Annotated in this window: 17 protein-coding genes, 1 pseudogene and 1 CRISPR repeat array; of the genes and pseudogenes, 14 read left to right on the forward strand and 4 right to left on the reverse strand. The window is 35.7% G+C overall.

Annotated elements, in window-relative coordinates; all coding sequences use genetic code 11:
* Window positions 1-34 precede the first annotated feature (34 nt).
* The 8 genes from H3R21_RS06395 (at window position 35) to H3R21_RS06430 (ending at window position 7,513) form a co-directional block, all read left to right on the forward strand.
* The gene (locus H3R21_RS06395) at window positions 35-451 is read left to right on the forward strand and encodes a PTS fructose transporter subunit IIA (protein WP_109715087.1); all 417 of its coding nucleotides are present in this window, start codon (window positions 35-37) and stop codon (window positions 449-451) included.
* 11 nt (window positions 452-462) lie between these two features.
* Window positions 463-960 carry a PTS sugar transporter subunit IIB gene (locus tag H3R21_RS06400; protein ID WP_109715088.1) on the forward strand — a complete coding sequence of 166 codons (498 nt, stop codon included), beginning with the start codon at window positions 463-465 and terminating at the stop codon, window positions 958-960.
* Between the two features lie 10 nt (window positions 961-970).
* Window positions 971-1,795: a PTS sugar transporter subunit IIC gene (locus H3R21_RS06405; protein WP_109715089.1), complete on the forward strand. Its 825-nt coding sequence runs from the start codon at window positions 971-973 to the stop codon at window positions 1,793-1,795.
* A complete protein-coding gene (locus tag H3R21_RS06410) occupies window positions 1,792-2,619 on the forward strand; it encodes a PTS system mannose/fructose/sorbose family transporter subunit IID (RefSeq protein ID WP_198183875.1) in 828 nt (275 codons plus the stop codon). The genes H3R21_RS06405 and H3R21_RS06410 overlap by 4 nt, the downstream gene beginning before the upstream one ends.
* A 1-nt stretch (window position 2,620) precedes the next feature.
* The gene (locus tag H3R21_RS06415) at window positions 2,621-4,774 is read left to right on the forward strand and encodes a hypothetical protein (protein ID WP_109715091.1); all 2,154 of its coding nucleotides are present in this window, start codon (window positions 2,621-2,623) and stop codon (window positions 4,772-4,774) included.
* Between the two features lie 2 nt (window positions 4,775-4,776).
* Complete coding sequence (locus H3R21_RS06420) at window positions 4,777-5,892, forward strand: glycoside hydrolase family 172 protein (RefSeq protein WP_109715092.1); 1,116 nt, start codon at window positions 4,777-4,779, stop codon at window positions 5,890-5,892.
* Between the two features lie 60 nt (window positions 5,893-5,952).
* The gene (gene rpoN, locus H3R21_RS06425; protein ID WP_198183877.1) at window positions 5,953-7,215 is read left to right on the forward strand and encodes an RNA polymerase factor sigma-54; all 1,263 of its coding nucleotides are present in this window, start codon (window positions 5,953-5,955) and stop codon (window positions 7,213-7,215) included.
* A gap of 61 nt (window positions 7,216-7,276) precedes the next feature.
* Window positions 7,277-7,513 carry a hypothetical protein gene (locus tag H3R21_RS06430; protein WP_109715094.1) on the forward strand — a complete coding sequence of 79 codons (237 nt, stop codon included), beginning with the start codon at window positions 7,277-7,279 and terminating at the stop codon, window positions 7,511-7,513.
* A gap of 109 nt (window positions 7,514-7,622) precedes the next feature.
* On the opposite strand, the gene H3R21_RS06435 is transcribed toward H3R21_RS06430, so the two are convergent.
* The gene (locus H3R21_RS06435) at window positions 7,623-8,564 is read right to left on the reverse strand and encodes an aldo/keto reductase family oxidoreductase (protein ID WP_109715095.1); all 942 of its coding nucleotides are present in this window, start codon (window positions 8,562-8,564) and stop codon (window positions 7,623-7,625) included.
* Window positions 8,565-8,759: 195 nt separating this feature from the next.
* On the opposite strand from H3R21_RS06435, the gene H3R21_RS06440 reads away from it, so the two are divergent.
* The 5 genes from H3R21_RS06440 (at window position 8,760) to csn2 (ending at window position 16,067) form a co-directional block, all read left to right on the forward strand.
* Window positions 8,760-9,665, forward strand: a complete 906-nt coding sequence (locus H3R21_RS06440) for an L-lactate dehydrogenase (RefSeq protein WP_109715096.1) — start codon at window positions 8,760-8,762, stop codon at window positions 9,663-9,665.
* A 119-nt stretch (window positions 9,666-9,784) separates the two neighbouring features.
* On the forward strand, window positions 9,785-13,978 hold the full coding sequence (gene cas9, locus H3R21_RS06445; protein ID WP_109715097.1) for a type II CRISPR RNA-guided endonuclease Cas9: 4,194 nt from the start codon (window positions 9,785-9,787) through the stop codon (window positions 13,976-13,978).
* A 226-nt stretch (window positions 13,979-14,204) separates the two neighbouring features.
* Window positions 14,205-15,119 (forward strand): type II CRISPR-associated endonuclease Cas1, encoded by a 915-nt coding sequence (gene cas1 / locus H3R21_RS06450; RefSeq protein WP_198183879.1) that lies wholly within the window; start codon window positions 14,205-14,207, stop codon window positions 15,117-15,119.
* A complete protein-coding gene (gene cas2, locus H3R21_RS06455; protein WP_187158499.1) occupies window positions 15,097-15,402 on the forward strand; it encodes a CRISPR-associated endonuclease Cas2 in 306 nt (101 codons plus the stop codon). Before cas1 ends, cas2 begins: the two co-directional genes overlap by 23 nt.
* Complete coding sequence (gene csn2 / locus H3R21_RS06460) at window positions 15,399-16,067, forward strand: type II-A CRISPR-associated protein Csn2 (RefSeq protein ID WP_198183881.1); 669 nt, start codon at window positions 15,399-15,401, stop codon at window positions 16,065-16,067. The genes cas2 and csn2 overlap by 4 nt, the downstream gene beginning before the upstream one ends.
* Window positions 16,068-16,099: 32 nt before the next feature.
* A CRISPR array of direct repeats spans window positions 16,100-16,795; the repeat unit is 36 nt; unit sequence GTTTTAGCTGGTTGTTAAATCAATGATGATTAGAAC.
* Between the two features lie 4 nt (window positions 16,796-16,799).
* Here csn2 and H3R21_RS07580 read toward each other — a convergent pair.
* The 3 genes and pseudogenes from H3R21_RS07580 to H3R21_RS06475 all read right to left on the reverse strand — a co-directional run.
* Window positions 16,800-16,949 (reverse strand): annotated as a pseudogene (locus H3R21_RS07580) (helix-turn-helix transcriptional regulator); the annotation flags it as partial.
* A gap of 317 nt (window positions 16,950-17,266) precedes the next feature.
* On the reverse strand, window positions 17,267-18,520 hold the full coding sequence (locus tag H3R21_RS06470) for a glycosyltransferase family 2 protein (RefSeq protein ID WP_198183883.1): 1,254 nt from the start codon (window positions 18,518-18,520) through the stop codon (window positions 17,267-17,269).
* A gap of 187 nt (window positions 18,521-18,707) precedes the next feature.
* Window positions 18,708-19,622 (reverse strand): proline-specific peptidase family protein, encoded by a 915-nt coding sequence (locus tag H3R21_RS06475; RefSeq protein WP_198183885.1) that lies wholly within the window; start codon window positions 19,620-19,622, stop codon window positions 18,708-18,710.
* A 278-nt stretch (window positions 19,623-19,900) separates the two neighbouring features.
* Between H3R21_RS06475 and H3R21_RS06480 the strand changes: the two genes are divergently transcribed.
* Window positions 19,901-20,350, forward strand: coding sequence for a DUF3290 family protein (locus H3R21_RS06480; RefSeq protein WP_046306013.1), 450 nt, complete (start codon window positions 19,901-19,903; stop codon window positions 20,348-20,350).
* Window positions 20,351-20,354 lie beyond the last annotated feature (4 nt).

Here is a 20,354-nt window from a genome sequence, read left to right on the forward strand (position 1 = left end):
AAGAAAAGTAAACAGGAAATAAAGGAGGGACAAGATGACTGATATATTGATTGCAAGTCACGGGCATTTAGCCAGTGGCCTGAAAAGCTCAGTTGATATCTTAACTGGCATGGGAGACAAAATCCAAGTGATAGACGCTTATGTAGACAAAACTGATTATACAAGTAAAATCACCGACTTTATTAAAGGCGCCCAACGACCAGCCGTGATTTTCACAGATTTAAAGGGTGGTAGCGTTAATCAAAAAGTGGTTTTAGAAGCAGCTAAGGAAAAAGATATTTTTATAGTTACTCAAACTAATCTAGCAATTGTAATGGCAGTTTTTCTTGATAGTGAAGAGCTGACAGAAGAACATTTAGAAGAATTGATTGGCCAAAGTCAGGTTGAACTTTTTAAGTTGGAAAAAGAACAAAAGAATGTAGAAGATCAGAAATCTGATTTTTTTGAATAAGGAGTTAAGAAATGATTGCAGCTTTACGTGTAGATGAAAGACTAATTCATGGACAAGTCTCAATGTCCTGGAGCAAGGCGCTGAGACTGAATGGAATTGTTGTTGCTAACGACAAGGCAGCAGCTGATGATATGCAAAAAATGATGTTAAAAATGGCGGCACCGTCTGATATTAAAACAATTGTTTTATCAGTTGATAATGCAGCTGAGTTATTGAATGATGCTCGCTCTAAAGACATGCGCCTTCTAGTGATTACAACTACGGTTAAAGACGCACTGACAGTAGCAGATCATATTAATGAAAAGCCAGATCAGGTCATTATTGGTAATGCTGGAAAAATGAATGCTGAAGGAGATGAAATAACTTTAACCAAAGAAGTTAGGCTGTCGCCAGCAGAAATCGAAAATCTAAGGAAGTTAGTAGATGAATTCCCAGATACATATTTCCAAGGTACTCCTAATATGGAAAAACATACGGGAAAAGAAATTTTGAAGAAAATCAAGGAATAGGGGATAGAAAATGTTTTATGACGCATTAATGACCGCGATTGCTGTATTTATTGGTACAGCTGGTCACGAGTTTTTCGGTAACGCGATGTTGAGTCGACCAATTGTTGTAGCTCCACTTTTGGGCTTTTTATTGGGTGACGTTCATACAGGTCTTATGGTCGGAGCATCAGTTGAAACTATTTTTATGGGAGTAGTTAATATTGGTATTTCCAGTACAGCAGAGCCTGCTTTGGCAGCAGCCTTAGCAACTGTTTTCACCATCCAGTCAGGTAACATGGGAGCAAATATTACGTTGGCATTCCCGCTCGCCGTTTTGGGTCTACAATTTTTGAACATGATTCTTTCATTTGTGATTGGGCCTTTTGCACCGCTGTTTGATAAGTTTGCTAAAAAAGGTGAAGACAAGAAAATGGTTGGACTTCACTTTGGACTATGGGTTCTTCACTATGGCCTATATGCAATGATTCCATTTTTTGCCGTTTTATTCGGTTCAAAGGCTGTACAGATTGCTCTCCAAGCAATTCCAAAGACAATCATGAATGGTCTAACTGTTGCAGGTAATTTGTTACCAGCCGTTGGAATGGCCATGTTACTGCTGCTTCTATGGGACAATAAATTGGCACAATATTACTTCTTGGGCGTAGTTTTAATGGCTTACCTAAAATTACCATTGATGGCTATTGCCGTACTCGCAGCTATTGTCGCTGTTGTTGTCGCTGAACGTGATATGAGTGAAATGAAAATTATGAAGAATAAGCCAGCTGCTGCAGCTGAAGCTAAGCAAACGGATGAAAAAGCGACCATTAGTCAAGAAGAGGAGGATTTCTTCGCATGAAACTAACACAAAATTTATCCAAAGATGAAAAGAAAATGATCCGCAGCATGTTCTGGCGGTCATCAACAATGTATATTTCCGTTAACCCAGTGCTAATGGGTGGTGGTGGCTTCTGTTTTTCACTAATGCCATTCATCAATAAATTCTACAAAAACAATGAGGAAGGTAGACGAAAAGCTCTAGAACGAGAAACTTCTTACTTCAGTACAACAGTTCCGATGTCGACTTTTGTTATGGGAATTGCTGCTTCAATGGAAAAAGAAAATAGTCAAGAACCGGATTTTAATGCGGACTCAATTAATGCAGTTAAAACTAGTTTAATGGGACCTTTGGCTGGTATTGGTGATTCTTTATTCTGGGGAGTCTGGCGTGCAGTGTGTGCAGCATTAGCAATTAACTTCGCACGTAATGACAATTTTTTGGCTCCAATTATCTTCTTGGTAATGTTTAACATCCCTAACTATGTTATTCGTTATTATGGTGGTTTTTTCGGATATTCACTTGGATCAAGTTATGTTAAGAAACTTTACGAAAATGGGCTAATGAATGTTCTGACCAAAGCAGCAAGTATCTTAGGGCTTGTGATGGTTGGTGCTATGACTGTGCAAATGGTCATTTTTAAGACAACGATTAAATGGACAATGGGCGGAAAAACAATTATGAATGTCCAATCCGTTCTTGATCAAATTTTTGAAGGTCTTTTACCCGTAGCAATTACTTTAGTTTGCTACAAACTGTTAAAGGACAAGAAGATTGGCGTAATTACATTGATATTTGCAATTGTTATTCTGTCTGTATTGGCTTCACTGATTGGTATTGTTTAAGATGAAAGAAGAACTTGGATTTATTTTTGAAACTGGCTGGCAAACTAAAAAGAATCAGTTTTATAATGTCACTACTAATAACGACAGCCAAATAACTACTAACCAAAAGAGTTATTATGGTCATTTATTTCCTGCTACAGACTTTTCGGTTGAAGTCAGTAATCAAAAAATGCAAGCTAGTATAAGCGAAAAGGGACTTATAAAAGCAATTAGCTTTTTTAGAGATGCATATTTTACGGAAGATAAGCCTGGTACTTGGGTCTCAAATGGATTTGTTCAAGAGGCAAATATCAGCACAGAAATCGAAGTAAATGGGCATGCAACTCCGCTAGATAAAGAAGACCATCAAATTGAATACGATTTGTTGTTTAAGCTGATACCTCGTTTTATTCATCGCTACTCTGATTTCACAGTTTTGCAATTGTTTTTACCAATTTATCTGGAATCAGGAGAATCGGTCAGTGGGTTAATTGAACTCTGTGCCATAAGAAATGACTCTTCGAAGGATGTAAAGCTGATTTTTCCTAAATGCTATCACTTGAAATATTCTGATCGTCATAATGTTGAATTTAACTATGCTAATAATCAGCGTGTAATGGATGATCAAGCAGGCTGGGCTACTTTAACTGATCCTAACGCAGCTTTTAATGTGACAGATGAAGAAATGAACAAAATAATAATTTCTTCTTATAATTATCTTATTGGAAAATACGGTCAGCTAGAAATACCGACTAATCCAGAATTAGCTACTTTGATTACACGTAAAGCAGCTAATGCGCTGAATAGTATTTCAGAAAGCACAAATGGGAAAGTGGTAGGTGCTAATTGGGGTTCAAGTCCAGTTGTTGATCGAACGTGGCTTCGTGACATGTTTTATGCTAGTTTGCCAGCAATATATTTTGACCATGAACTAGCTAAAAAGGTAATTCTTTGGTTTGTTCAATATGAAATAAAACCAAAGGGTGGAAAATTTAATGGTGGAATCCAACATTCAGTTGAAAATTCTTTGAATAGCGCGATTTTATTAACACTATATCTTACTGAAACTAACGACGTTGAATTTCTTAAGCAAAACCTTCAAATGTGGGAACATATTTTATATGTTGTAAATTACCTAATTGCACGTCGCGATTCCAAATTTGGCTTGATAAAATCACAATGGATATCAGACGGTATTGCGCTAGGGGAATTTCACACTGGTACACAAATCACCTTTTGGACAGCTGTAAATGGCATTGGTAAAATCTACCGTGAAGTTTTAAATCAACCAGATGAAGCAAAGCGTTATGAAGAAATTGCTGATGAACTAAAGAAACAAATTCTAGAATATTGTTTAATTGAAAACAATCAAGGACGAAAACGATTCATAGAAGGCGTTAATCCTGAAAATGGAGAATTAGCGACAGACTTAAAGCAATATCAAACTGATATTGTAGATCAAGGTCTAGACTTTTTAACTAGAGTTATTAAAGAAGACAAGATCACTTTAGAATTTCATGATGGCGAAGAATCTGATACAACACTTGCCCCATTTTATGGCTTTAATGATGTATTGGAAGGCTATTATTTGGAAACACTCCAATTTGCTAGTAGCTCAGATAATCCTACATACAGCAAGCTAAGTAAGGGAATATCGTGGGGTGATCAGTCCGAAGCAACCTTTCCCGGCTACATCACTTTGTTAATGGGTACTGTCAATGACCATTCAAAATTTATGGAAAAGATTGACATATTAGAGAAGTTAACCGACTTAGATGGTAGCTGGTGGTGGTGGCCATATGAAGTAGGAAGCAGTGGAGATAATGTCATGCGATTTAACCACTGCGGTAAATGTGGCTGGAGTGATGGCTCATTCAGTGTTTTAATGATTAAAAACGTTTTAGGTATAGAATTTGATGCACAAAAAGACCTATTGAAGATTAGGCCGTTAACAGTTATACCTAGTTTTAACTGGAATGATTTTCCTCTGACTGATAACTTAAAAGTAAATCTTAGTTATCAAAGTGAGAGTGGACAACAAAAATTAATAGCTAACTTGCATGGCGCAGAGCAGAGAAAAGTTACACTAGAATTTAAGCCACAAGGTTGGTCAACTGGGATAAGTAAAGATTTAACTTCTGATACTAAGGTTCGATTTGAAAAGGAGAGAAATTAGGGATGTTCAATAATCTGACAGAGTTTTCTTCATTTAAGACTAGAGCAATAACTCCAGAAAACCCTACTGGACAAAAAGGCAAAGCAGCAATGACTGCGAGTGATCTAGGTCCTTCGCGAAAAGGGAAGGCAAGTATTACTTTACCTAAGAGTGAAGAAGTGACAATTGCTGACATTAAGGGGCCTGGCACCATTAAACATCTTTGGTTTACAATTCGTGATCATACTGAAAAAGGTAGCTTTGTGATGCGTAATACAATATTACGGATTTATTGGGACGGCAGTAATGTACCGGCAGTTAACTGCCCACTAGGTGATTTTTTCTGTAATGGTTTTGGGGAACGCTATGATGTTAATTCGATTCCAATTGTAGTTGCTCCAACTGGTGGAATGAATTCTTATTTTGAAATGCCTTTTAAAAAGGGTGCAAAAATCACTATAACTAACCTATTTCGAGAAGATATTCGTTCATTCTTTTACACAATAAATTATGAACTCCATGAAGAATCCGATGTAGAAAACAAATTGTATTTCCATGCTTATTGGAATAGGCAGCGCCAAACAGAGCTACAAGAAGATTATGTTCTCCTACCCAAATTAAATGATCATGGCTATTATGTAGGTACATTTATTGGCTTAACAGCATTAGAAAGATATTGGTGGGGTGAAGGTGAATTCAAATTTTATCTTGATGGTGACAATGAGTATCCAACAGTAACATCCACTGGAATGGAAGATTATTTTGGTGGTGCTTGGGCATTTCATAAGTATCATGAAGATGGAACTACATATCCTGCTACCTTCTGTACACCTTATCTCGGCTTCCCTTATCATAGTAATGTAGATCATTCACGTGAGCACTTTAGCACAGGCAAGCCAAATTCACCGCATGCGTTTGGCAATGACGGATTACCTCAGAATGCCCTATATCGATGGCACTTGGTTGATCCAATTGAATTTGAGAAAGACATTCAAGTATCTTTACAGCAAATAGGAAATGATGACGTTGGATTATTTGAACGTAGTGATGATCTTTCATCCGTTTCATACTGGTATGGTGGTAAGGCAGAAGGAATAGAAGCAAGTTTACCTACTTTAGAAAGCTTGCGTCCACGCTAAAATACCAATTATTATAACTCGACTATCTGTTATAATATTAATAATAAAGGAGAAAAGCCGATGACACGATTGCAAAAAATGGTCTTAAAACCGAAAGAGCAGTTAGTTACGCGGCTTTTTTTGTCGCCTAAACTTCAGCAAAACCTAACTGTTCTGTCTTATAGCACCTATGATTTGGTTAGTGCAATGAAGGAGTTAAGCGAAAGCAATCCCTTTGTTTCATTGGCTGAACCTAAGAGTGAAACTCATAGCTTGGAATGGATTGGTGATACTGAAAGTGAAAGCTTGCCCGATCATCTTTTATTACAGGTAAGGATGAGTGACTGGAGTAGTAGGGAAAAGAGTGCTGTTAAGTTACTAATTTATAATTTGGATGATGATGGATACCTGCGCGTCAAATTAAATGAACTTGCTCAAGCATCAGAATTTTCACTTGCAGATTTGGAGCAAGCAAAAGTACTATTACAAAGTTTAGATCCATGTGGGATTGGTGCAAGTAGTCTAAATGAATGCCTGTTAATTCAAGCTCGTCAAAAAGAGAACTTTGATGAAACTGCAATGCAAATTTTACTTTCTGACAGTTTGGAATTACTTGCGGATCCACAAAAATGGGAGCAGTCAGATTTTTCGACTAGTCAATTAACTCAGGCACTAGCTAACATTCAGACACTAGATCCGATACCAGCAAGTGAATATGTGACTGAGCAAAACGTTCAATATTTGCTACCTGATTTGATTTTTAAAGTTGATGATGGACGCCTAACAATTGAAACAGCGAAGTCGCAAATTCCCGAATTACTATTTGATGAAAAAACTTACAAGGAATTAAAAACACAATCTGATCAAGGTAAATATTTTTCGCAACAACGTCAAGATTATTTAGAAATGAAAAATGCAATAGACCAGCGGCAACAAACTATCCTTCGCTTGGGAAAATATGCTGGTGAATATCAAAGAGCATTTTTAACTACAATGCAAACGCAGGAATTAAAACCTTTAGGCTTAAAGGATGCGGCTAATGCATTGAACTTAGCTCCAAGTACGATTAGTAGGGCAATAAAGGACAAGTACATCCAGTGTCAGAATAAAATTTTTAGTTTAAAAATTCTATTTCCACGCAAAGTTACGACCGATTTATCTCAGGCACGAATTGAGTATGATTTGCAAAAGTTAATTGATCAAGAAAGTTCTCAGCAGCCATTAAGTGATCAGCAATTAGTTGAACATTTTGCGGATCACGGTGTTACTTTGAGTAGGAGGGTAATCGCGAAATATCGTAAAAAACTAAATATTCCCAATAGCTATCAGCGCAAAAGAGACTGACAAAAGTAAAAGTTTTTCTGACTTCTATTTATTAATTGTTTAGAATATAAAGCTTCTGATATTGCACGCTGGTGCAAAATATGGAGAGCTAGAAACACTTGTCACGTATAATACTCCACAAAAAATGGCACAAGAAGCCTTTCAACAATTTGTTTATAAAGACGCTCAGGCAAATTTTGCCCATAGAGATGATTTAAAAAGCCGCTCTCTTAAAACCATTGGAATTGGTTTAGCTGTTACATACTATAATGGATATGATTCAAACGGTGTAACGTTCATTGTAAGTACAAATCTTTAGAATATATTCTAATCATTATATCAATAAAAAGCCTAGACAACAGTCTAGGCTTTTTATATTTAGTTAGCTTTCCTTTACAAATGCTAGAGTATTATTTCTAGATGGAAATTTAAGGCAAGTCATTGCCAGCAGCAAGGTAAATATCATACCATTCTTGAGCTGTTAGAGAGATGTCTGCACCTTTAGCACTGTCAACAATGTGTTCTGGTGTCATGGTTCCAATGATTACCTGGCCAATTGCTGGGTGACGTAGTATCCAGGCGGCTGCAATTGCGTTTTTAGAAACGCCCTTTTTGTCCGCTAGTTTCTGTAATACATCGTTAACTTCTGGGAACATAGGGTTGCCGATAAAGTTACCTTCAATTTGACCATATTGGAATGGTGACCAAGCTTGAACAGTCATATTGTGTAAGCGTGAATAGTCTAAGACACCGCGGTCGTGGTCAATGCTGCGAGCATCAGTCATATTAGTGTGGATGTTAAAGTCAATTGGGCCAGTGTGCATGACGCTCAGTTGCAATTGATTAATCAGCAATTTTTGACTCAATCCAGCCTGCAATAGTTCGACTTGCATTGGGTTAAAGTTGGACACGCCAAAATGACGCACCTTACCATCTTTTTGCAGTTCATCAAACGCAGCCGCAATTTCGGCAGGATCCATCAAAGCATCTGGACGATGCAAAAGTAGGCTGTCTAAATAGTCAATTTTCATGCGAGAAAGAATGCCATCAACACTTTTAATGATATGTTCTTTTGAAAAATCATAGCGAGTTGTCTTGTAGTTTTGCGATTCATCCTCAAAAATTCCGGTTTTTGATTGAATGTAAAAATCATCACGACTAAGTGAGGACTTTTCCAAAGCTTCGCCAAAAATTTCTTCTGATTTGCCATGACCATATATGTCTGAAGAATCAATAAAGTTAATTCCTGTGTCATGAGCGGTTTCTAATGCTTTAACAGCTTCATTAACTGACAGCTTGTTCATCCGCATTATCCCAAATGCGATTGCAGAAGCACTAAAGTTAGTGTTACCAATTTTTATTTGTCTCATAATGTACCTCCTAATGCTTAGTATAATTCATGAAAGATAAAAAGGGTTAAAATCATTTTTAATTTTTGTTGAAACTTCATTAGTAATCTAATTATTTTTTAAATTTAAGTTCATCTTTAATGGAAAACAGCTATAATAAAAGATAACAAATTTTTTAGATAAAACCTTAAATTACTTTCTAGGAGGACAAATATCATGAGTAATAAGATCGGTATCATAGGTGATGGTCATGTTGGTAGCACAGTAGCACATCAATTACTTATTTCAGGTTTGGTTGATGACTTAGTTTTAATTGATGTAAATGAGGCAAAAGTCACTGCGGATGAGCTTGATTTCCAAGATGCAATGGCTAACTTGAAGCATCACACCAACATTGTAATTAATGACTATTCTGCCTTAAAAGATGCCGATATTATTATTAGTGCTTTTGGTAACATTAGCTTAGAAGCTGGTGGAGAGCGTTTTGCGGAATTAAACTACAACAGAGAACGAATTGGGAATATTGCAGCTTCAATCAAAAAGAGTGGTTTTGATGGCATTTTGGTCGCAATTACCAATCCTGTTGATGCAATTACTAATATGTATCAAGAATTGACTGGTTTACCTAAAAAGCATGTCATTGGAACGGGTACACTTCTCGATACCTCAAGAATGAAAAGAGCTGTTGGCTCGCGTTTGAACGTTGATCCTCGTTCAGTTGAAGGCTTTAACTTAGGTGAACACGGCAACTCGCAATTTACTGCTTGGTCAACTGTTAAAGTTTTGGAGCAACCAATTACGGAGTTGGTTAAAGACAAGCCGTGGAAGCTTGAAGACCTAAATGATGAAATTAAGTTTGGCGGTCAAACTGTTTATAAGGGTAAGCAATACACCAATTATGGGATTGCAGCAGCAGTTACTAGATTAGTTGAAACAATTGAAAGTGACGCACGCACAGAGCTTCCAGTTTCAAATTACCAGGAGAAATACGGTACTTACTTATCATACCCAGCAATCGTTGGTAGGGATGGCATAGTTCAACAAGTCCAATTGGCTTTAACTGATGAAGAAGAAAAACTGCTGGCAAAATCGGCAGAAACAATTAAAGAAAAATCGAAATAAGTACTTTTGCTAAATGATGGCTAGTTAAGCCATCATTTTTCGTATACTAAAAAAGTAGAGATTATATTTCTTTTTAAGTGTATGATTATAGTAATTAAAAAGTCATTAGGAGAAGGAAAATGAGTCAAAAAAAGGATGACTATATATTAGGTCTCGATATCGGGACAAACTCATGTGGTTGGGCTGCAGCCGACAAGAAAAATAATCTTTTAAAGTTACGTGGTAAAACCGCTATCGGTTCACATTTATTTGAAGAAGGACATTCAGCCGCAGATCGTCGCGGCTTTAGAACTACACGCCGTCGCCTTAAGCGAAGAAAATGGCGTTTAGGATTGCTAGAAGAGATTTTTGCAGAGCCAATGGCTGAAGTTGATCCAGCATTTTTTGTTCGTCTTCATCAATCATGGGTTTCCCCCCTTGATAAAGACCGGCAAAAATACGCCGCAATTGTTTTTCCAACTGCCAAAGAAGATGCAAAGTTTTACCAGAAACATCCGACGATTAAATATCCGACGATTTATCATCTGCGTCAAGCCTTAATGACAGAAAACCGCAAATTTGATTTACGTGAGATTTTCTTGGCGATGCACCACATTGTTAAATACCGTGGCAATTTTTTGCAGGATACTCCTGTAAAAAGCTTTGAAGCTTCTAAAATAGATGTAGCGTCAGTATTAAATTCGATTAATGAGGCTTTTAATAATAAAGCTGATGAAGACTGCGAAAAGCTGGAGTTAAACTTAAAAAATGCACATGCTGTTGAAGAGGTAATAAGGGGTAAGGATCCAGACAAAACGACTTATAAAAAGGATAAAGTCAAAAAAATCGCGTTATTGTTACCAACCTCTACCGATAAAAGCGCAAAAAAAGTAGCTAAACAGATTGCTAATGCCATTATGGGTTATAAAACACAATTTGAAACTATCTTGGCTAAAGAAATTGATAAAAGCAATAAAGCAAGATGGGAATTTAAACTTAGTGATGCGGATGCAGACGACAAATTGGATGCGTTATTGTCAGAACTAAATGAAGATGACCAAACTATTATTGCGGAAATTAAGAAGCTATTTAGTTCAATTATATTGAGTACTATTGTTGATGAAGGTGAGAGTTTATCTGCATCAATGGTAAACAAGTACAAAAAGCATGGAGATCATTATGAATTACTAAAAGCAGTGATTAATGGTCAAGCAGATCGTCAGAAGGCTAAAACATTACGGCTTGGTTATGACTTGTATGTTAATAATCGTCATGGTCACTTATTAGAGGCTAAGGCTAAATTTGGTCAAGATGGTGCTTTAACTAAAGAAGATTTTTATAAAGTAGTTAAAGAAAATCTTGATGATTCCAAGGCAGCTAGTCAAATTTTACAAGAAATTGAAGCTGATAGTTTTATGCCTAAGCAGCGCACTAACAGTAACGGCGTTATCCCATTTCAGCTGCATCAAATTGAGTTAGATAAGATTATTGATAACCAAAGTCAGTACTATCCGTTTCTAGCTACTGAGAATCCTGTTGAAGAGCATCGAAAGCAGGCGCCATACAAATTAGATGAACTAGTTAGATTTAGAGTACCGTATTATGTTGGCCCGATGGTTACTGCACAGGATCAAGAGAAAACTTCTGGTAAGAATTTTGCCTGGATGGTAAGAAAAGAACCTGGACAAATTACGCCTTGGAATTTTGAGCAAAAAATAGATCGACAAGAATCAGCTAACCGTTTTATTAAGCGAATGACTATTAAAGACACCTATCTTTTAGGTGAAGACGTTTTACCTTCAAATAGTTTACTTTATCAACGATTTGAAGTCTTAAATGAGTTAAATAATCTTAGAATTAATGGAAAGAAAATAAGCGTAAGTCTTAAGCAAGATATTTTTAACAACTTATTTAAGGAGAAAAAAACCGTTACAGCTAAAATGCTAGTCAACTACTTGAAGCAAAATGAAAAACTGTTAAATGTGGAAATAAAAGGTTTAGCAGATCCGACAAAGTTTAATTCTAGCTTGTCTAGTTACTACCACTTAAAGAACTTACATGTATTTCAAAGCCAATTGGACGATCCTAAATATAACGCGGACTTTGAGAAGATAATTGAATATTCTTCGATCTTTGAAGATAAAAAGATATTTCAAGAAAAATTACGTGAGATTAATTGGTTATCTCAAGATCAATTTAAGGCGTTATCAACTTGGCGCTTGCAGGGCTGGGGTAGACTTTCGAAAAAGCTGTTAGTTGGTTTACATGATCAAAATGGCCAAAATGTTATGGAACAGCTTTGGGATAGTCAAAAGAACTTTATGCAAATTATCACCGAACCAGACTTTAAGGATGCTATAGAAAAAGAAAATCAGAGTATCACAGAGAAAAACGGTGTAGAAGAAATTCTGGCTGACGCTTACACTTCTCCTGCCAATAAAAAAGCAATCAGACAGGTAGTTAAAGTGGTCGAAGATGTTGTTAAAGCTGCAGGAAAGGCTCCGTCTCAATTTGCAATTGAATTTACTCGCAGCCCAGACCAGAATCCTAAATTGTCACAAATCAGGGGTAACCAGCTATTAAAGATGTATCAGGACACTGCTAAAGACCTTGTTGATCAGGATTTAACTAATAATCTAAAAAATGCAATGACCAGTCGAAAGCTTTTGCAAGATAAGTATTTTCTATATTTTATGCAAGCAGGACGTGATGCATATACAGGTAAAAAAATCAATATTGACGAAATATCTTTTGGCTATCAAATTGATCATATTTTGCCACAGTCATTTGTTAAAGACGATTCATTAGACAATCGTGTATTAACAGCAACACCATTAAATGCAGAAAAGTCAGACGACGTTCCTTACAAAAGATTCGCAAATAACCAAGTTTCTGACTTGCAAATTACGGTTGGTGAGATGTGGAAGAGGTGGCGAAAAGCTGGCATTATAAGCAAGTATAAGTTGAATAATTTATTATTAAATCCTGATAGCTTAACCAAGTATCAAAAGGCTGGATTTATTAATAGACAACTAGTAGAAACTAGCCAAATCGTCAAGTTGGTATCAGTTATTTTACAAAATAAATATCCTGACTCTGAGATTATTACGGTTAAAGCTGGAGACAATTCGGCTTTGCGTAAGCGGCTAGGCCTTTACAAGAGCCGTGAAGTTAACGACTATCATCACGCGATTGATGCTTACTTGTCAATTATCTGCGGTAACTTTTTATATCAGGTTTATCCTAAGTACCGCCCATTTTTTGTCTATGGGAAGTATAAAAAGTTTAGTCAAAATCCTGATTTGCAAAAAGAAGTTATTGATCACTTTAAAGGGTTTACATTTATGTGGCCAATACTACAAAAGGATAATAAGCAGCGTAAAGCTCCAGAAGAAATTTTAGAGAATAATAGTAATAGAGTGGTCTTTCTTAAACATCCCGATATTTTTGATAAACTACGTAAGGTTTATAACTACAAGTATATGTTGGTTTCGCGCGAAACTACTACTGAAAATAGTGGACTCTTTAATATGACTGTTTATCCACGGGGGGAGCGCGATACAGCAAAGACCCGAAAGTTGATTCCTAAAGGTAAAGACCTTGATACGGCAATTTATGGTGGCTATAGTGGAAATGCGGATGCTTATCTAGTAATTGTTAAAATTGAACAATCTAAAGGGGACACTTATAGAGTAGTAGGCGTTCCAATGCGGTTCTTAGCTAAATTACAACAAGCTAAGAGACAGGGTAATTATAATGATAAGCTACACCAAGTTCTCGAGCAATTAATTATGTTTGATAAAAATGGGAAACCCAAACGAGGCATTAAAGGATTCAGAATAATAAAAGACCACGTTCACTTTAAGCAAGTTATAGTAGATGGTGATAAAAAGTTCATGCTTAATTCAGTTAGCTACCAAGTTAATGCGAAACAACTTACCTTGTCACAAGAGACTATGAGGACAGTCACTGATAATATGGATCTAAAAGAAGATAATGAAGATCAACGCTTAGTGAGTGCTTATGACGAGATTTTGTCGAAGGTTGATGCATATTTGCCATTATTTGATACAAATAACTTTAGAGCAGGGTTACATGAAGGTAGAGCAAAATTTATTAACTTGACAGCTAAAGATAAGAAGCAAACTCTAAGTAATATTTTAAATGGTCTACATGATAACCCGGTTGCTTCCGATTTGAAGAACTTAGGAATTAAAACACAATTCGGAAAAATGCAATCACCAAGTGGAATAACTTTATCGTCTAATGCTATATTAATTTTTCAGTCGCCAACTGGCTTGTTTGAAAAAAGAGTAAAAATAACAGATTTGTAGAGCAAAATAGAGAGCCGATGAAATCTGGCTCTCTATTTTTATGTACAAAAAAACCTCCGCTATAGAGCTGAGGCAGGACGGTAATAATACCGCGTTGAAACTTCATATCTTAAATGATATGTCGTTTGATTTTAAATCTGGTTGTTAAATCAATAATGATTAGTTGCTGGGAGCTACCCAACAATTTTATTTTAACATTTATTTTAGAAAATACAAGGAGAATTTTATGGGATGGAGATCAGTCATTATCACACAACATGCCAAGCTAACCTACTCAATGAATATGATGATTGTGCAAACGCGTGATGGCATTAACCAAATTCCAATTGAAGATATTAATCTGTTACTTGTTTCAACAACGCAGGCAGTGATTACCAGTGCATTAATTAGTAAATTGGCTCAAAATCAAACTAAAGTAGTTTTTGTTGATGAAAAGTTTAATCCTGTTACCGAAACGGTTGATTATTACCCTGGGGCACGTAATGCTAATAAACTAAAACTACAGTTTAATTGGCATCAAAGTCAAAAAGAATTATTGTGGACTAAAATTGTTAGCACCAAAATTAAAAATCAAATTGCTGTTTTGAGCAATTATCATTTAAAGACAGATACTGTTCAAGCTGAGTTAGATAAGTTGGAACTAAATGACGTGACCAATCGCGAGGCAAGTTCTGCACGTAAATATTTCATGCTTTTATTTAATAAAGACTTTGTTAGACGAGATACTAGTGCGGTAAACGCGGCTTTAGATTATGGCTATGCTATTTTACTTTCAAGTTTTACACGAGAAATTGCTGTAAATGGTTATTTGTCTTACTTTGGCATTCATCATTGCTCAAATGAGAATCAATTTAATTTAGCTTCAGACTTAATGGAACCTTTTCGCCCGTTTGTCGATTATTGGGTAAAGGCACACGAAAAGATTCAGGAATTAACGCCGGATATAAAATATGGTTTAGTCGAACTTTTAAGCTTAGAAATTATTTTTAATGGTAAGAAAACTCTTCTAACTAATGCAATTACAACATATGTAAGAGAATGTTTGAAGTTTCTAAGTGATAATGAAAATAATGCCTTGCCAGAAATGGAGATGAGTTTAACTAATGAGGTACCGAATAATGCGCTTAATGATAATGTTTGACTTACCAACTGAAACTGCTCAAGAAAGAAAAGAGTACCGTCAGTTTCGTAAGAAGCTAATTAATGAAGGTTTCGTAATGGTACAGTTTTCTGTTTATGTAAGAGTTTGTGTAACTAGACAGACTGCAAAATTCTTAGAAAAGCGGGTTGAAAATTTCTTGCCTCATGGTGGACTGGTTCAATCACTAATGGTAACAGAGAAACAATATAATGATATGCGTTTCTTAGTTGGAAAGCCCGTCGAAGACGTACGCAATACTTCTGATCGGACGGTGATTCTATGATTCTGTCATATTTGACACACAAAAAGTGGACTTTACCAGATTCAGGAGTAACAGTTATTACTTTACAAAGTCCAATTGCATATCGTGATTTAGTTCAGGGATTTAAAGGAGAAAACAATTTGCTGCTTTGTAGCGATGGAGACTTTAATTCTCTAGAAATAACTAAAACTTTTGATTTTGTGGGAGACCCATTGCTCAGTGAGAACATTTCAAAAAGATATTTAACTTTTGTAGTTAATAATTATGTAAAGACTATAGACGAAGAAAACAGAAATAAAGTCTTTAAAGCTTATTACAACCTAGAGACCGTATTGCATGATTCACTTTTACTAGAAAATCTTCCTATAGACATTGACTTTAACGAAGATTTGAAAAAGCTATTAAAGTTGTTGGAAATTCATTTTGATAGGAGTATATTAACTAATCCATATGCTATAATAGAAACTGTTCTAAAAATTCATCAAAATTATGATTTGGGGACAATTCCTGTATTTTGTAATGTAGCGCATTATTTTGATGAGCAGGAATGGCAAGAGGTAGCTAATCTTGCTATGGAAGTCAATTCAAGTGTGATTTTTCTTGAATTTACTAATCCTCAAAATTTGAAAATATCTAAAAACATTACTTGTTATTATGTAGATCAAGATCTAGTCGATTGGTACTAACTGCTATATTAAAATTTGATTATAAAAAATCGGTTTTAGCTGGTTGTTAAATCAATGATGATTAGAACCAATACAGTAACTAACAGAACTAAAGTACGGTTTTAGCTGGTTGTTAAATCAATGATGATTAGAACTACATATCAGAGTTGTGCGTAAAAAGTTGAGTTTTAGCTGGTTGTTAAATCAATGATGATTAGAACACAGTAATGGTCTATTTAAACTTCTATCATGTTTTAGCTGGTTGTTAAATCAATGATGATTAGAACAAAAGGTCTTAATAAGGTTCTTGACGCACTGTTTTAGCTGGTTGTTAAATCAATGATGATTAGAACATGTTGATTTTGATAGAGCCTTAATTAAGGGTTTTAGCTGGTTGTTAAATCAATGATGATTAGAACACTACAGAGAGTGCTAAAAAAAGCGCTAAAGTTTTAGATGGTTGTTAAATCAATGATGATTAGAACTTTACAACGTAAACGTTGTAGCACCAGATAGTTTTAGATGGTTGTTAAATCAATGATGATTAGAACAGGCATTGTTTAACTGGCACTATTTCGTCTGTTTTAGATGGTTGTTAAATCAATGATGATTAGAACTTGAAGCATAGATAACCTTATTTCCTTCGCGTTTTAGATGGTTGTTAAATCAATGATGATTAGAACGTTCAAATTTGAATCGCTGCAACCGTCCCTGTTTTAGATGGTTGTTAAATCAATGCGATTAGGGCTGTTTTTATTGATATTTGTCAAGATCTAAATCAAATAGTGTTTCAATATCTGTATTAAAATACTTTGCTAATTTGTATGCAATGTTAATGGTTACATTGGTTTTAGACTTATTACTTTCTATCTTTCTAATATAAGCTACTGATACACCAGTTACTGTGGCTAAATTTTCCGGCTAAATGTCTAAATTCTGCTAATCTGTTGTGCATTATTACGCTCCCTAAGTGGTTTTTTGTTGGGTTCAGTATATATATACTATTTTATATGGAAGTCAAGCTTGCGGCGCTCTGTTAATATACTGATAGCTAGTGCTGTGCTTTCATGTATTTAAGGTTTTAGGTAGCTGTTAAATAGACGATAATTAGAAGCAAAAAGCCCTTTCTCCAATTAATTGAATTGGTCCAAGACATAGTATAATTACATAAAGAAAAAACGCGCCAGATAGAGCGCGCTTTTATTTTGCTAAAATAAAGTCTAAGTATGACTAGTTTTGGTCCAAGAATTATTGCCGATTAATTCTCTACCAATTGATCGGTAGGGGATAAATGATAATAACCAGCGGTAAACACCAAAACTAAAAATGATTCTTAAAATCTCAATTGGGTTGTTAACGGTACTAAAACCAGTTTCAAACCACTGTTTTTTAATCATTAAACCATTAATAGTGTATTCAGTTAATAATAGAGTCAGGATAATCGCTAAGCTTGCCCCCAAATTGAATCTGGCATAAGCAATCAACGTTATAACAGACACGATTGATGATGGAACCACGATAACTGATATATAAGGCACTAATAAAAATAATAGGATAAAGGCCTTAACTCCAGCTGACATCCGGTCAGATTTGATAATTTTTCCACCATAGATTTTTAGGCATTGCAGACCACCTTGACACCATCTTGTGCGTTGCCGGATTAGCTTGCCAAGATTAGTGATACCTTCTTGTCTAATTGCAACGGTATTTAAGAAGGTGCCATAATAACCTCTTAACAGTCCTTTTAGTGAAAACTCACAATCTTCAAGTAGAGAAGAGGACCAACCCACTTTTTCCGCCATGGTTAATGTAACAAATTGTCCATTGCCAGATGCGAGAGCCGTGCCCCAATTAGTACGGGCCATTTGCAACAAACCGTTGTAAATGGATAATTCAAAATTTTGCATAATCGTCAGATTGTCGACGGTGTTATAGACATCTACGCGTGTTTGAACCAAGTCATAATTTGAATTTTCAAAGGCATTAACTACTTTGTTTAAATAGTTACTATCAAAATGACTATCTGCATCAATAATTCCAACTAATGTTTGTTTTACAGGAAAATTCATTTTAAGCAGATGATTAATTGCGTCTTGCAGCGCCGGTCCTTTACCTTGCTGTGCATTAGGCTTAATACGATGGATAATGTAGAGATTTTCAGGGTTAGATTGTGACCATTCATCAAGCAATTCTGTAGTGCCATCGCTAGAAGCATCGTCTATAAAAACTAGTTTTAAGTCAATAAAGTCTTTGCATTTATCGTGTAATGTAAGCAATCCTGGCATATCTCGCTTCAATGTCGAATATTCATTCATTGCAGGGATTAAAAGAAGCAATGTATTGAATTTACGCTGAAAGCGAGGATATTTTTCTTGCTTAATATGTTGACTAAATGTTAAGTAAAGGCTAAAACACAAGTCGAAAATAAAGGCACACCCACTGATGATAAGCATAGCCGCTATAAAATACCTCATTTTATCAGCTCCTTGTTATTTAACAGTTACTATTTTCATGTTCATCTTACCACCATTATTAAGAAATCAGTTAGAAAATGACTTATCAGTTAAGACTAAATTGATATACAAGAGTATAGAATAAATAGTGTATGTGACTTAATAGTCAAAATAAAAATCAAGTAGAACTCTACTTGATTTTTACTAGTTATTCACCTTTAAAAGTGCCGTTTTCTACTTCACGAATGAAATCAGCCAAATGCTTGTAGTAAACATCTGGATTATCAACCATGTGGTGGTGTCCACCATCTGGAGTTGTTACTAGACGTGAGTTTGGAATCTCTTTTTGCATAGTTTTAGCAGTTGAGATTGGCATTGTTTCTTCTTCGCCAAAAGTTAATAAGGTTGGGACAGTGATCTTCTTCAATTGGTCTCTAAAGTGCCAGTCCTTTAATTTACCAGTGATAACAAACTCATTGTCACCTTGAAAAGCATTATATACTGCGCTTCCGCCAATATCATTTAAGTGGTAGAGCTTAGAAGGCTGCTTACGATCAACAAAATTGATGTTTAAAATGTTGACGTCTTCTTGATAACGAGCGTTGTCGTAGTCATTTTTTTCTTCACATTCGTGCATGAAATCAATTTCAGTTTGTGGCAAAACTTGTTGACGACGGCGATTAACAGAAGCAACGTATTCATCGATTTCGTCAACCATAGAAGAAATAATTGCGCCTTTTAAGTGGTTGCCGTATTTGACAGCATATTCTTGAACAAGAAGACCGCCCCAACTTTGGCCGATTAGATAAAAGTTGTCTAAGCCGAGCTTTTCACGAACTTCATCAACTTCGTCTAAGAAATATTCATAAGTCAAGTATTTTTTAGCGATTTCGGGATCGGAGTAGTCAGGTTGATCTGAATAAAGTGATCCCAGTTGGTCATACATTGTTACTTGAACGTCTAGACCTTGCTTTTTAAGTTGATCAGCAGTATCTTCCCAATATTCATGGTTACCGCCAGGGCCGCCGTGCAAGCAAAGTAAATGAATGTCGCCTTGTCCTTGGGTGTTAGTCCAAAGATGGTAACCGTTGTCTAAAGTAATAATTTTGGATCCAGTTTTCATGTTTTTCTCCTTACTTTTTATTAATCAATTTCTATTTTAGCCTATAACGAGTTAAAGCAAAACAGGACAAAAAGAAATAGAGTATGCTTTTGGAGCTAAATTTACCTAGCAAGCTTGAATCAATCACTTCTGATGAGTCTTTGCTATACTTAAATTAGGTGGCTTTATTTGCTCAGCTAGCTAGTGAAAAAGCTGATTATAAAGCCATAAACGAAGTTATAGCGCAACTACTTGCTGGCTTTTGGGTAGCTGCTATTTTTTAAAAAGGTGGGAATGTTATGACTTTTTATACACTTAAGTATATTGAGCAGAATCAAAATACTAACAAAACAATTTTGTATATTCTAATTGCAGTTGCAGCGGTTGCTATGATTGCTTTTACCGTCCTCTATTTGCGGCACCGATTTAACACCCGCTACCGTGATTTAGGTATTATCGCGTTATTGTTCTTGCTGTTATTTGGTGGCACACAATATGAAAAATACGTTCAAACCAACCTAGTTAAGTCTCAATCAGAGCAAATTACACCGTTTATTAAGTCTGTTGCCAAGGATTTTGGGGTGTCTAATAGTGATGTTTTGGTAAGTTCGACGACACTTCAAGACGGCTTGATAGTACGGATTAACTCAAAAGATATTGATTATCAGTTAGAACTAAATGATGACAATAACACTTATTCTTTGAAACAAGCGCATGTAATTAATCATCAAGTTGATATAAAGAATTAGGAGG

The organism is Lactobacillus sp. W8172 (genome assembly GCF_016102055.1).
Taxonomy (GTDB): Bacteria; Bacillota; Bacilli; order Lactobacillales; family Lactobacillaceae; genus Lactobacillus; species Lactobacillus apis_A.

Bases quoted from the DNA above. Each gene is read 5' to 3' on its own strand.
- H3R21_RS06470 (WP_198183883.1), bottom strand. From the start codon at position 18,520: ATGAGGTATTTTATAGCGGCTATGCTTATCATCAGTGGGTGTGCCTTT.
- H3R21_RS06395 (WP_109715087.1), top strand. From the start codon at position 35: ATGACTGATATATTGATTGCAAGTCACGGGCATTTAGCCAGTGGCCTG.
- cas1 (WP_198183879.1), top strand. From the start codon at position 14,205: ATGGGATGGAGATCAGTCATTATCACACAACATGCCAAGCTAACCTAC.
- H3R21_RS06420 (WP_109715092.1), top strand. From the start codon at position 4,777: ATGTTCAATAATCTGACAGAGTTTTCTTCATTTAAGACTAGAGCAATA.
- H3R21_RS06475 (WP_198183885.1), bottom strand. From the start codon at position 19,622: ATGAAAACTGGATCCAAAATTATTACTTTAGACAACGGTTACCATCTT.
- csn2 (WP_198183881.1), top strand. From the start codon at position 15,399: ATGATTCTGTCATATTTGACACACAAAAAGTGGACTTTACCAGATTCA.
- H3R21_RS06415 (WP_109715091.1), top strand. From the start codon at position 2,621: ATGAAAGAAGAACTTGGATTTATTTTTGAAACTGGCTGGCAAACTAAA.
- H3R21_RS06435 (WP_109715095.1), bottom strand. From the start codon at position 8,564: ATGAGACAAATAAAAATTGGTAACACTAACTTTAGTGCTTCTGCAATC.
- H3R21_RS06410 (WP_198183875.1), top strand. From the start codon at position 1,792: ATGAAACTAACACAAAATTTATCCAAAGATGAAAAGAAAATGATCCGC.
- cas9 (WP_109715097.1), top strand. From the start codon at position 9,785: ATGAGTCAAAAAAAGGATGACTATATATTAGGTCTCGATATCGGGACA.
- rpoN (WP_198183877.1), top strand. From the start codon at position 5,953: ATGACACGATTGCAAAAAATGGTCTTAAAACCGAAAGAGCAGTTAGTT.
- cas2 (WP_187158499.1), top strand. From the start codon at position 15,097: ATGCGCTTAATGATAATGTTTGACTTACCAACTGAAACTGCTCAAGAA.
- H3R21_RS06400 (WP_109715088.1), top strand. From the start codon at position 463: ATGATTGCAGCTTTACGTGTAGATGAAAGACTAATTCATGGACAAGTC.
- H3R21_RS06480 (WP_046306013.1), top strand. From the start codon at position 19,901: ATGACTTTTTATACACTTAAGTATATTGAGCAGAATCAAAATACTAAC.
- H3R21_RS06405 (WP_109715089.1), top strand. From the start codon at position 971: ATGTTTTATGACGCATTAATGACCGCGATTGCTGTATTTATTGGTACA.
- H3R21_RS06440 (WP_109715096.1), top strand. From the start codon at position 8,760: ATGAGTAATAAGATCGGTATCATAGGTGATGGTCATGTTGGTAGCACA.